This window comes from Amphritea sp. 1_MG-2023 (assembly GCF_030547545.1).
Taxonomy (GTDB): Bacteria; Pseudomonadota; Gammaproteobacteria; order Pseudomonadales; family Balneatricaceae; genus Amphritea.
The window spans coordinates 15238-27409 of sequence record NZ_JAUOQE010000044.1 but is presented as its reverse complement, the minus strand read 5'-3'; the positions used below and the strand labels follow the sequence as shown (position 1 = coordinate 27409).

At 48.4% G+C, this 12172-nt stretch carries 11 protein-coding genes; 8 read left to right on the top strand and 3 right to left on the bottom strand.

Annotation, left to right across the window (positions count from 1 at the left end; all coding sequences use genetic code 11):
* Positions 1-208: 208 nt before the first annotated feature.
* The 8 genes from Q4488_RS17260 to hypB all read left to right on the top strand — a co-directional run bounded on the left by Q4488_RS17260 (position 209) and on the right by hypB (position 9903).
* Positions 209-1072, top strand: a complete 864-nt coding sequence (locus Q4488_RS17260; protein WP_303581730.1) for an alpha/beta fold hydrolase — start codon at positions 209-211, stop codon at positions 1070-1072.
* A 202-nt stretch (positions 1073-1274) separates the two neighbouring features.
* A complete protein-coding gene (locus Q4488_RS17255) occupies positions 1275-1979 on the top strand; it encodes a GntR family transcriptional regulator (protein WP_303581729.1) in 705 nt (234 codons plus the stop codon).
* 3 nt (positions 1980-1982) lie between these two features.
* Positions 1983-2873, top strand: a complete 891-nt coding sequence (gene prpB / locus Q4488_RS17250; RefSeq protein ID WP_303581728.1) for a methylisocitrate lyase — start codon at positions 1983-1985, stop codon at positions 2871-2873.
* A 116-nt stretch (positions 2874-2989) separates the two neighbouring features.
* Positions 2990-4120 (top strand): 2-methylcitrate synthase, encoded by a 1131-nt coding sequence (gene prpC, locus Q4488_RS17245; RefSeq protein WP_303581727.1) that lies wholly within the window; start codon positions 2990-2992, stop codon positions 4118-4120.
* Positions 4121-4204: 84 nt separating this feature from the next.
* A complete protein-coding gene (acnD, locus tag Q4488_RS17240) occupies positions 4205-6808 on the top strand; it encodes a Fe/S-dependent 2-methylisocitrate dehydratase AcnD (protein ID WP_303581726.1) in 2604 nt (867 codons plus the stop codon).
* 172 nt (positions 6809-6980) lie between these two features.
* The gene (gene prpF, locus Q4488_RS17235; protein WP_303581725.1) at positions 6981-8162 is read left to right on the top strand and encodes a 2-methylaconitate cis-trans isomerase PrpF; all 1182 of its coding nucleotides are present in this window, start codon (positions 6981-6983) and stop codon (positions 8160-8162) included.
* 443 nt (positions 8163-8605) lie between these two features.
* Positions 8606-8947 (top strand): hydrogenase maturation nickel metallochaperone HypA, encoded by a 342-nt coding sequence (gene hypA / locus Q4488_RS17230; protein ID WP_303581724.1) that lies wholly within the window; start codon positions 8606-8608, stop codon positions 8945-8947.
* Between the two features lie 2 nt (positions 8948-8949).
* Positions 8950-9903 (top strand): hydrogenase nickel incorporation protein HypB, encoded by a 954-nt coding sequence (gene hypB, locus Q4488_RS17225; RefSeq protein WP_303581723.1) that lies wholly within the window; start codon positions 8950-8952, stop codon positions 9901-9903.
* A gap of 185 nt (positions 9904-10088) precedes the next feature.
* On the opposite strand, the gene Q4488_RS17220 is transcribed toward hypB, so the two are convergent.
* From Q4488_RS17220 to Q4488_RS17210, 3 genes are all read right to left on the bottom strand, one after another.
* Positions 10089-10394 carry a hypothetical protein gene (locus tag Q4488_RS17220; protein ID WP_303581722.1) on the bottom strand — a complete coding sequence of 102 codons (306 nt, stop codon included), beginning with the start codon at positions 10392-10394 and terminating at the stop codon, positions 10089-10091.
* Positions 10395-10597: 203 nt separating this feature from the next.
* Entirely contained in the window at positions 10598-10906 is a 309-nt protein-coding gene (locus Q4488_RS17215) for a hypothetical protein (protein WP_303581721.1), read from the bottom strand.
* Positions 10907-11090: 184 nt separating this feature from the next.
* Positions 11091-12158, bottom strand: a complete 1068-nt coding sequence (locus Q4488_RS17210; protein WP_303581720.1) for a nucleoid-associated protein — start codon at positions 12156-12158, stop codon at positions 11091-11093.
* Positions 12159-12172: the final 14 nt, after the last annotated feature.

Sequence of the window (12172 nt, the reverse complement as noted above, 5' to 3'; positions counted from 1 at the left end):
TCTCAGCGTTAACATTTTTCGACGTACAACCAGTATGCCTGTAACGGTTGCCTTGATCTCCAGCTTCTCTGTAAGCCCGAGGCGTCATTGACTTATTCGCACCTTCCTTAGGTAATCAGCAGCACAACAGGGTATTATTTATCACTCGCTATCGTCTTGGCGCAGATCAAACACTGGCACGAATCTATTAGAGTAATTAGACAGAACGATGATGAAGCATCCGTATAAGATTAGTTCGCATCAATTAAACCTTGCCGATCAACATATCAGTTATCAACTTTATCGCAAAGCCCATGAGGGGCAACCACGCCGCTTGGTGTTACTGCATGGTGCCGGTGTTGCCGGCGAAGATACCTGGGCGGCTATCGCAATGATGGTCAATCAGTGGGATGAGATTTTGATTCTTGATCAACGGGGTACTGGGAGGACGCAGTATCCCGATGGTAACGAATATCCCTTTAGTGTGAATGAATTAGTGAATGATATCGGCGCACTGGTGGATCATCTTGGTTGGTGGCAGTTTGATCTGGCGGGTTATTCGATGGGGGGGATGGTCGCCTTGTTCTTTAAACAGCGCTATCACGAGCGGGTGATGAAGCAGTATTTACTCGAAGCAGCGGTATTGGATCGGCCCAGCTGGGAGTCGACTGTCGATCTTCGCCGACAATTTAGCGCGGCGGCGGAGCAGCTTAAACAACAGCAGGCTGAAACCGGTATTAAGGCGTTTCTCGATACCATTTCACCCAATCGTAAGACATCACCACAGGCCGAGTTGTTGACAATTCAGCGACTCGGCGCGCGTCCCTTAGGCTTTGCTAATGCGTTAAACTGTGTCACAGAGGCGATTAATGGGATTGATCGAGAGGCTTTAGTGGCGGCGCAAGGTGATGTGACCAGCTTTATTGGCGGACATAGTGTTGATTTAATGCATCAGTATCAGCGTGATTTGGCTGAACGCTTACCGAATTGGCACTATTTTATCGTGCCAGGCACAGATCACTCTCTGCCATTTCAAAAACCGCGACAGATCGCCCGTATTATGGATGCAGAATTAACTCGCTTTCTGGCCTGAGTGATACTTCTCTACTAGACTTAAAACCTCGATTTTCGGGGTTTTTTTTGGCTTTTGTGTGTAGTTTTAACGAGATGGGGTATACCCCTGTACTTTTGTCGTATGTCGACAGTTTAATCTTTAGTATGGTTGACGATCTAGTTATTGGGCTGTATTGTTACCGAAATTAAAAGATTGTCGACAATCCATGTAGAAGGTTGTGATGACAGAAATAATAGACGTAAGTGAAAGTGCAGCCGAAGTGCGTACCCTAGCCGACCGAGTGAGTGGTCAGTTAATTACCGCGATTGTACGTGGCGATATTCCTCCTGGACAAAAGATCAGTGAACCTGAACTGGCGCGTACATACGGTATCAGCCGAGGCCCGCTGCGGGAAGCGATTCGGCAGCTTGAAGGTTTACGCTTAGTGGTGCGGATTCCGCATGTCGGTGCACGCGTGGTGTCTTTGACACCAGAAGAGCTGGTTGAGATTTATCGTATTCGTGAAGCCTTAGAAGGTATGGCCTGTCGCTTAGCGGCGGATAATATGTCGACAGATGAGATTAACAGTCTGCGCGAACTACTCTATCAGCATGAAAAGAATATTCAGGAAATCGATGGTCGCGCCTATTTTCAGAAAGAGGGCGACTTAGACTTTCACTACCGTATTGTTCAGTCCAGTAAGAATACTAAGCTGTTTGAACTACTCGGTGGCGAGCTTTATCACTTGGTACGTATGTACCGTTATCAATTCAGCGTTTCTAAATCACGTCCACAGCGCGCTCTGAAAGAACATCATCGTATTCTTGATGCGATAGAAGAGCGAGACGGCGAATTGGCGGAATTGTTGATGCGTCGACATATCGGTCGAGCACGTCGCAACATTGAAGAACGTCTGAATCCAGCGAACAAAGAAGAGAGGGAGTAACCCATGAGCAAACTGACCGCAGGCGGACGTTTCCGCAAAGCACTTGAAGAGACTAATCCGTTACAGATCGTAGGTACGGTTAACGCTTATCACGCCATGATGGCTGAGCGTGTTGGTCATCGTGCGGTTTACCTGTCCGGTGGCGGCATCGCCAACGCATCTTACGGCCTGCCTGATTTAGGTATGACCACCATGAATGATGTTCTCGAAGATGTACGCCGTGTTTCGAGCGCGGTAGAAACGCCACTGATTGTTGATATCGATACCGGTTGGGGTGGCGCGTTCAATATCTCGCGTACCATTAAAGAAACGATTAAAGCCGGTGCGGCCGGTTGTCATCTTGAAGATCAGGTGGCACAGAAGCGTTGTGGTCATCGGCCTAATAAAGAGATCGTATCAACTGAAGAGATGGTGGATCGTATTAAAGCGGCTGCTGATGCTAAAACCGATGACGACTTCTTTCTGATTGCTCGTACCGATGCGTTCCAAATGGAAGGTTTGAATGCAGCTGTTGACCGTGCGCAGGCTTGTTTAGAGGCGGGTGCCGATGCGATTTTTGCTGAAGCGGTACATACCTTAGATGATTACAAAGCCTTTGCTGATGGTATCAAGGGTGCGAACTTATTGGCCAATATCACTGAGTTTGGTGCCACGCCACTGTTCAACAAAACAGAACTGGCTGAAAACGGCGTGAACATGGTGCTATATCCACTGTCTGCATTCCGAGCAGCTAACCAAGCGGCGCTGAATGTGTTTGAAGCGATTCTGCGCGACGGCGATCAGAAAGCGGTGGTTGATACCATGCAAACCCGTATGGATCTGTATGATTTCCTTAACTACCATGATTTCGAGCAGAAGCTTGATGCGCTGTTTAAAGAAGGTAAAAACAAGTAATCAGTCGAAGCACTGAACCCGGTCGTGTGGCCGGGGTATGTTGATATAACCAAAGCAAGAATACTGTAACGGGTCGCCATGTTTAGTTAGGCTCGCAAGCAGAAAGGAGAGATAGGATGGCAGAAGCTAAGAAACTCAGTGGTGCAGGTTTACGTGGTCAGTCCGCCGGTGAAACTGCACTCTGTACTGTAGGCCAATCAGGTGCCGGCCTGACTTACCGTGGTTACGATATCAAAGAGCTTGCGGATAAGGCTCAATTTGAAGAGGTAGCTTACTTGCTGTTGTACGGCAAGCTACCCAATCAAGGTGAGTTGGATGCTTACAAGGCGCGTTTGAAAGGTATGCGTGCTTTACCTGACGCGCTGAAAACGGTACTGGAGCAGATTCCGGCCGATGCCCATCCTATGGATGTTATGCGTACCGGCTGTTCAATGCTGGGTAACCTTGAAACCGAGATGAGTTTCGCTGATCAGCATGATCATATTGATCGTATGTTAGCGGTGTTTCCAGGCATGATTAACTATTGGTACAACTTTAGCCATCATGGCAAACGTATCAATGTAGAAACCGATGCTGACTCTATCGGTGAGCAGTTCCTGTGGACCTTGCATGATAAGAAACCTGAGCCGCTGCATGTTGATGTTATGCATGCTTCGCTGATTGTTTATGCCGAGCATGAGTTTAATGCTTCAACCTTTACAGCCCGTGTCTGTGCTTCGACATTGTCTGATATCCATAGCTGTGTAACCGCAGCAATCGGTTCGTTACGTGGGCCTTTACATGGTGGTGCTAACGAGGCGGCGATGGCGATGATTCAAGATTGGCACTCGCCAGAAGAAGCCGAAGCTGAAATTATGGCGATGTTGGCACGTAAAGATAAGATCATGGGCTTTGGTCATGCGATCTATCGTGAATCTGATCCACGTAATGCGATTATTAAAGAGTGGTCTAAAAAGCTTTCGGCTCAAGTGGGCGATGAATCACTGTACGCGGTATCTGAGCGCGTTGAAGCGGTGATGTGGCGTGAGAAAAAACTCTTCTGTAACGCTGATTTCTTCCATGCATCGGCCTACAACTTCATGGGCATTCCAACCGAGCTGTTTACGCCTATCTTCGTTTGCTCGCGCGCCGCTGGCTGGGCGGCCCACGTCATGGAGCAGCGAGCGAATAACCGTATTATTCGTCCTTCTGCGGATTACAGCGGCCCTGATAGTGCTGAATGGATCGATATTGCCGATCGCCCTTAAGCCTCAGCACACACATCATTGAGTAACGTGAGCAGGGGCGTGGCCTCTGCTGACTGACGATAATCTTTTCAAGACAGGTATTATATGAACACTGAATACCGTAAATCCCTCGCAGGCACTGGCCTGGATTATTTCGATACCCGTGCGGCGGTCGAGGCGATTCAGCCGGGTGCCTATGCGACTCTGCCATACACCTCGCGGGTGCTGGCTGAACAGTTGGTTCGCCGTTGCGAACCCGAAGCGCTGACCGCTTCGTTAAAGCAGTTGATCGAACGTAAGCAGGATCTCGACTTCCCTTGGTATCCAGCCCGTGTCGTTTGTCATGATATTTTGGGTCAGACCGCGCTAGTTGATCTGGCCGGGCTACGGGATGCCATTGCCGATCAGGGCGGTGATCCTGCTAAAGTGAACCCTGTGGTGCCTACTCAATTGATCGTCGATCACTCTTTGGCGGTTGAAGCGCCAGGCTTCGATCCCGATGCCTTTGAGAAAAACCGCGCGATTGAAGATCGACGTAATGATGACCGTTTCCACTTTATCGAATGGTGTAAAACCGCATTTGATAATGTAGATGTGATTCCCGCCGGTAACGGCATCATGCATCAGATTAACCTCGAGAAAATGTCACCGGTGATTCAATCCCGTGACGGTGTTGCCTTCCCAGATACCTGTGTCGGTACGGATAGCCATACGCCACACGTTGATGCACTCGGTGTTATTGCGATTGGTGTGGGTGGCCTGGAAGCCGAAACCGTGATGCTGGGTCGTCCATCGATGATGCGTCTACCGGATATTATTGGCGTCAAGCTTACCGGTAAGCGTCAACCGGGTATCACCGCGACCGATGTGGTCTTGGCGATCACCGAGTTTTTACGTAACGAGAAAGTAGTGTCTGCCTATCTGGAATTTTTCGGCGATGGAGCTAAAGATTTGACCATTGGTGATCGGGCAACGATCTCCAATATGACGCCAGAATTCGGTGCTTCAGCCGGTCTGTTCTATATCGATGAGCAGACGATTGATTACCTGAAGTTGACCGGACGTGAGCCTGAGCAAGTGGCGCTGGTGGAACAGTACGCTAAACAGACTGGCCTGTGGGCCGATGATCTGGCTGAGGCTAAATATGGTCGAGTATTGGAATTTGATCTGTCGACTGTGTGCCGTAATATGGCAGGGCCTTCTAACCCGCATCGTCGTTTGCCAACCGCTGACTTAGCCTCGCGCGGTATTGCCGTTGATCTGGATAAAGCGCTGGCTGAAGAAGCGGAAGGCTTAATGCCGGATGGCGCTGTTATTATTGCCGCGATCACGTCGTGTACCAATACCTCTAACCCGCGTAACGTTGTCGCGGCGGGCTTGATTGCGCGGCGCGCAAATGAGTTAGGGCTGGTCCGTAAACCGTGGGTGAAAACCTCGTTTGCGCCGGGCTCGAAAGTGGCTAAGTTGTATCTTGAAGAAGCCGGCTTGTTGACTGAAATGGAAAAGCTGGGCTTCGGTATCGTCGGATATGCCTGTACGACCTGTAATGGTATGAGTGGCGCACTTGATCCTAAGATTCAGCAAGAGATTATCGAGCGTGATCTGTATGCCACCGCCGTTCTGTCGGGTAACCGAAACTTCGATGGGCGTATTCATCCTTATGCTAAACAGGCATTCCTCGCATCACCGCCATTGGTGGTTGCTTACGCGATTGCGGGTACTGTGCGCTTTGATATTGAAAAAGATGTACTGGGGACCGATAAAGATGGCAACCCCGTTACCCTGAAAGATATCTGGCCTAGCGATGAAGAGATCGATGCCATTGTTGCTAGCAGCGTGAAGCCTGAGCAGTTTAATCAGGTTTACATCCCGATGTTTGATCTGGGTACGGCGGAAAAATCTAAGAGCCCGCTGTATGACTGGCGTCCACAGACCACCTATATTCGTCGACCTCCTTATTGGGAAGGCGCCTTAGCCGGTGAACGTACTATGAAAGGTATGGTGCCGTTGGCGGTGTTGGGTGACAACATCACAACCGATCACTTATCGCCTTCTAACGCCATTCAGGCCTCCAGTGCGGCGGGTGAATACTGTGCCAAGATGGGCTTGCCAGAAGAAGATTTCAACTCTTATGCGACGCACCGAGGCGATCACCTGACGGCGCAGCGAGCGACTTTTGCTAACCCGAAATTGCTCAATGAGATGTGCCGCGATGAAAACGGTGAAGTGAAACAGGGTTCGTTGGCACGGATTGAGCCGGAAGGCAAAGAAAGCCGCATGTGGGAAGCGATTGAAACCTATATGCAACGCAAGCAGCCGCTGATTATTATTGCCGGTGCTGACTATGGTCAGGGGTCGTCCCGTGACTGGGCGGCCAAAGGTGTGCGGTTAGCGGGTGTTGAAACCATTGTTGCGGAAGGGTTTGAACGTATTCACCGGACTAACCTCGTGGGTATGGGCGTGTTGCCACTGGAGTTCAAAGCCGGTGATAACCGCAATACTTACGCTATCGATGGCACGGAGACGTATGACGTGATAGGTGAGATTAGTCCACGCTGTGATCTTACGGTGGTGATGACACGTCGTAATGGCGAGGTGGTTGAGATTCCCGTGACTTGTCGTTTGGATACGGCAGAAGAGGTGCATGTCTACGGCGCCGGCGGTGTGCTGCAACGTTTTGCACAGGACTTCCTCGAAGCCAATAGCTAAATCAGGCTGATTGTTTAGAGCTGGGCAACAGGCGTTGTCTAGCTCTTATTTTATCGGCGAGAGATGACTTAATACGAGGTTTGCTGCGTCACATAAGGCGAGGATCTTATTAAGTACTTTCTGAAAAAGAGCATTATCAATGGATGATGTTTAGAGACACAGGAATATAACCATGACATTTGTTCCCCAGATCAAAATTCCGGCCACTTATATCCGTGGCGGCACCAGTAAAGGTGTTTTCTTTCGTCGTCAGGATCTGCCGAAAGCGGCACAACAGCCTGGTGAAGCGCGCGATAACATTCTCTTACGCGTGATTGGTAGTCCTGATCCCTATGGTCAGCAGATCGATGGTATGGGTGGTGCTACGTCGAGTACCAGTAAAACCGTGATCTTGGATAAAAGCGAACAGCCAGGTCATGATGTCGATTATCTGTTTGGTCAGGTGGCGATTAATAAAGCCTTTGTCGATTGGTCGGGTAACTGCGGCAACCTTACCGCAGCGGTGGGTGCATTTGCGATTAGCAATGGTCTCGTGGATGCAGCACGGATACCTGACAACGGTATCTGTACGGTGCGTATTTGGCAGAAAAACATTCAAAAAACCATTATTGCCCATGTGCCGATGACCAACGGCGAAGTACAGGAAACCGGTGATTTTGAACTAGATGGGGTGACGTTTCCTGCCGCGGAAGTGGTGATCGAATTTATGGACCCCGCTGATGGCGAAGGTTCGATGTTTCCTACCGGTAATCTCGTTGATGAGCTTGAGGTGCCGGGAATTGGAACCTTTAAGGCAACCATGATCAATGCCGGTATCCCAACTATTTTCCTGAATGCGGCAGATATTGATTATACCGGTACAGAGCTGCAAAAAGATCTTAACTCAGATGCCGCAGCGCTAGAACGGTTTGAAACCATCCGTGCGTATGGCGCGGTTAAAATGGGCTTGATTAGCGATATTAGCGAAGCAGTTGCCCGTCAACATACACCGAAGGTGGCCTTTGTCGCACCAGCGACGGATTACACGGCCTCCAGTGGTAAAGCAATTTCAGCGTCTGATATCGATGTCTGCGTGCGCGCCTTGTCGATGGGTAAATTACATCATGCCATGATGGGCACGGCATCGGTGGCGATTGCGACGGCGGCGGCTGTCCCAGGCACGTTGGTTAACCTAGCAGCCGGTGGCGGTGAGCGACAAGCGGTTACCTTTGGTCATCCCTCCGGTACCTTAAAAGTCGGCGCTGCGGCAGAACAGAAGGCTAATGGTGATTGGACGGCTAAAAAGGCGGTGATGAGCCGTAGTGCGCGTGTTTTGATGGAAGGTTTTGTACGTATACCGGGTGATAGCTTCTGATTATCTGGCGATAAATGTTAGCCCGGTTGCCTGTTTGGCTGCCGTGGCTGTTGGTTGTCGAAGTGGCATTCAGCCGTTTGGCTCTTCCTATCAAGGGCCGATCGTTGCGCTTCACGTTTAGGCTCTATACTTCGGTATAGAGCCTTTTTTTATGGTTGCAAGCGGCTATTTGAAACGCTGTTGATCTGGTGTCGCGAGTTGCGATGATTGGCTCACCCATCGGGGATGACGTATATCGTTTTATCACTGATCTTTTCATTCATTTAGCCGACTTGCATCCATCATCGCCGCGACTGATACTGATATCAACAGCGCATGCTGCCATTACCTTCAAGTAGAAGGCAGATGCATGATCGATAAACTGGCACGCTTAAGGTGTAGCATCGATAATGACAGGTAGTCACGGTGTTGGTCTTAGGTTGTTACGAGAGGGCGTTATCTAAATGCATGAAATGTCGATCTGTGAAGGCATTATTCAAGTGTTGCAAGATCAGGCGGTGAGTCAACATTATCGTCGTGTTAACACGGTGTGCATAGAAGTAGGGGCACTGGCGATGGTTGAGGTCGATGCTCTGCGATTCTGTTTCGAGGCGGTAGCGCGTGATAGTTTGGCGCAAGGGGCACGGCTCGATATTATTGAGCTGTCGGGACAAGCTTGGTGTCAGCAATGTGCTAAAACAGTTGCTATTACTCAGCGTTATGACGCTTGCGCTGAGTGTGGCTACCTGCCGTTACAGATAACTCAGGGTGACGAACTGAGAATCAAAGAATTAGAGGTAGAATAATTATGTGTACAGTTTGCGGCTGCGGCGAGGCTGAGGTTTCGATTGAAGGTCATCATGATGAACACTCACATAGTCATCAGCATAAGGAACCGTATCCTAATGCCACCCGCGATACCGGCGATAGCACTGCTCAGCCGTTAGATAATTGCTTCAATAGCGGTCTTAATGACGCGGTTGAGGTGGGTGACGGCGATAATCTGCATTTTGGTCAGGGGCCTGCTCATGCTCATGCGCCCGGTTTAAGTCAGACACGCATGGTGCAGATCGAGCAGGATATTCTAGGTAAAAATGATCGTTATGCGCTGAAAAATCGACAGCAGTTCGATGCGCTGAGTCTGTTTGCGCTTAATCTCGTGTCGAGTCCTGGATCGGGGAAAACGTCGCTACTGACGACCACTATTGAGCAATATAAGCGGTGTCCGATTGCTGTTATTGAAGGGGATCAGCAAACCACGCATGATGCCGAGCGGATACGCGCGACCGGGATTCAAGCGGTGCAGGTGAATACCGGTAAGGGATGCCATTTGGATGCGCACATGGTGGGGCATGCGATGGCGCGCTTGAATGATCTATCAGGTGGCGTACTGTTTATTGAAAATGTCGGTAACTTGGTCTGTCCTGCCGCCTTTGATCTGGGCGAAGCGCATAAAGTGGCGATATTGTCGGTGACCGAGGGGGAGGACAAACCCCTAAAATACCCCGATATGTTTTATGCTGCAGATCTAATGTTACTCAATAAAGTTGATCTTTTGCCCTATTTGGATTTCGATGTTGCGCAATGTATTACCGCGGCAAAACGGGTAAATCCTAAGATTCAGGTGATTCAGATCTCGGCCCGTTCGGGCGAGGGGATGCCTGAGTGGCTGAACTGGATAGAGCAGCATCGAGTGGCGAGAATTCAACAACGCATTGCACAGCTGAGTGAACAGACATCACGGCTTCAGGCGATGCTATAGTCGAGGCATAAAGGCTGTTCATTGGCCATCGGTATCGCTTTCATGTTGTTGTCAAGAGGGGGGCGAGATGGCATTAAGGAGCGGTTTGTATTATCTGCTTGTGGAAAGCGGGGTGCATTCATCATGGCCGCAATAGACAAAAAGGCCCTGCAATGCAGGGCCTTTCAAAGGGAACTAAGTGAGATTTACTTAGTTAATTTAGTCACTTCAGCCATTGCGCTTTCGCCAGCTGTTTTAGCCAGTTCAGTGAAAGCTTCACCTTGTGCTTTCAGCATTTCGAACAGTGAAGTATTCGCTTCAACGTTGAATTTTACAACGTCTTCAGGCGTTTTCAGTGATTTTGCTTTTTCAGCTTCAGTCTTGAAGAAAGCAGCGAGTTCTTCACCGGCTTGTTTCTGAAGTTCAACAGATTTGGTGATAGTTTCAGCCTGCATTTCCATCAGGGTTTTTACAGACTCAAAAGATTTAGTGAAATCGATAGGGGTCGTCATAGTCGTTCTCCAGTTATTTGTTGTTGCACTGCACAATAAAGACTATTTTAGCGAACCAAACGGCGAAGTCAATTATTATTTTTGTGCAGTGCACAAATTTCCGTTAGGGGTGTTATTTCGTCCTATAGGGCGAATTTAGGTGATAAAAAAGCCCGATAGCTTTCACTACCGGGCTTATTGAAATCAGCTTAGCATTTAGATACTTAGCTAGCCAGTTTCTTGATTTCTTCCATGGTTTCTTCGCCAGATTCTTTAGCCAAGGAGGTAAAAGCTTCCCCTTGTGCTTTCATTAATTCGAATAGCGCTTTATTAGATTCAATATTGAATGTCATGAAATCTTGAGGTGTTTTCAATTCCTTGGCCTTTTCGGCTTCAGCTTTGAAAAATTCTGTCAGTTCTTCAGTTGATTTTTTTTGCAGTTCAACCGTTTTAGTGACCACGGATGTTTGCAAATCCATCATTGTTTGAGCAGATTCAAAAGGCTTTTTAAAATCGAAAGTCGTGTTGATCATGGTATTCTCCATAAAGTTATGATGCAGTGCACAATGAAAACTATTGTAGGGGAAAAAACGGATGGGTCAAGTGTTTTTGTGCATCGCACAAGAAATATTTTTAAAGACTTCCTAACGGTCAATCAACGACCGTTAGGTATCGGTAAGCTGGCTTTTGTGGGCTGGTGGTAATGCCGGTGGGCGATTAACTGTCTTCGTTCAATGCTTGTTTAAGTTGCTCGATCACCTTGGTTGAGAGTCGATTAATACGTATTGAATTGGTATCCGAATCGAATTCAATTTCGCTATTACTATTAGGTTGGCCCAGGGAACGTTTGGCAAAGTCGAGTTGCCAGTTGTCCATTTTTGCTTTCACTTGAGTATATGAATTGATCGTGCTGGTATGAGGTTGAAACTCTTGGCTGACCTGATAGTTTTCAGAGTTTGCAAATTTACCAAAGGTCCCAGAGGCTTGCTCTATTTGCTCTGGCGGAAGATGCTGATCAAATATTTTTTCGACATCAGGCAGGTAGGCGGACTGTTTATCGCCTCGTTGGCGAGATAGGTAGCTGACAACATCTTCGACAATTTCATCTTGCTGTTCTTCAAGATGATAGTGACGACAGAAATCTTCACTGGCTCTGATCAGATCGGATGTTGATTTTTTTGACGGCACAACATCGGTGCAACCTAGGGCGTTAGAGAAATAGTGAGTAATATCGCCTTTACGTCGGCTGCCGATAAAACTGAGATAGCTATCGCTGTTCTCTTTGTAGGTGGTGATATTAATTTTGGCGGCTTGATGTAACTTTTCTAGATCGACTTCAATCACCTTGGTCGGGCTAAGCTCTTGATCGAAGGCCACACCGGATTTATCACGTACTAGACCAATCATCAGGTAATCGAACACATCTGAAGAATAATAGATAAAAATAACGTAGCCACCGGTCGCTGAACGAGCTGAAGGTTGCTGCAATGAGGCGGCTAATTGTGCGAGTGCTTGATCGCAGAGTGATAAAAAGGATGACTCATCGGGTGTGCTGCTAATGAATTGTTTAAAGCCGGAGATAAATGGATAGCCTTCACTGTTTTCATCATTAAAGGAGCCGTGGGTTAGGGCCGAGCGTCGACCATAAGCAGTCACTAACGCATTGAATAATTGCTGCGCCATCGGATCATCGATATCGATAGCGCCACCTTTGTCACTGATGGTGGCAATACTATCATCGACTTCTTTAATGAGTTCACGAATGGCGAGAAATTTAAGATCCATTAAGGCGGTGTCCG

Bases quoted from the DNA above. Each gene is read 5' to 3' on its own strand.
- Q4488_RS17260 (WP_303581730.1), top strand. From the start codon at position 209: ATGATGAAGCATCCGTATAAGATTAGTTCGCATCAATTAAACCTTGCC.
- Q4488_RS17255 (WP_303581729.1), top strand. From the start codon at position 1,275: ATGACAGAAATAATAGACGTAAGTGAAAGTGCAGCCGAAGTGCGTACC.
- prpB (WP_303581728.1), top strand. From the start codon at position 1,983: ATGAGCAAACTGACCGCAGGCGGACGTTTCCGCAAAGCACTTGAAGAG.
- prpC (WP_303581727.1), top strand. From the start codon at position 2,990: ATGGCAGAAGCTAAGAAACTCAGTGGTGCAGGTTTACGTGGTCAGTCC.
- acnD (WP_303581726.1), top strand. From the start codon at position 4,205: ATGAACACTGAATACCGTAAATCCCTCGCAGGCACTGGCCTGGATTAT.
- prpF (WP_303581725.1), top strand. From the start codon at position 6,981: ATGACATTTGTTCCCCAGATCAAAATTCCGGCCACTTATATCCGTGGC.
- hypA (WP_303581724.1), top strand. From the start codon at position 8,606: ATGCATGAAATGTCGATCTGTGAAGGCATTATTCAAGTGTTGCAAGAT.
- hypB (WP_303581723.1), top strand. From the start codon at position 8,950: ATGTGTACAGTTTGCGGCTGCGGCGAGGCTGAGGTTTCGATTGAAGGT.
- Q4488_RS17220 (WP_303581722.1), bottom strand. From the start codon at position 10,394: ATGACGACCCCTATCGATTTCACTAAATCTTTTGAGTCTGTAAAAACC.
- Q4488_RS17215 (WP_303581721.1), bottom strand. From the start codon at position 10,906: ATGATCAACACGACTTTCGATTTTAAAAAGCCTTTTGAATCTGCTCAA.
- Q4488_RS17210 (WP_303581720.1), bottom strand. From the start codon at position 12,158: ATGGATCTTAAATTTCTCGCCATTCGTGAACTCATTAAAGAAGTCGAT.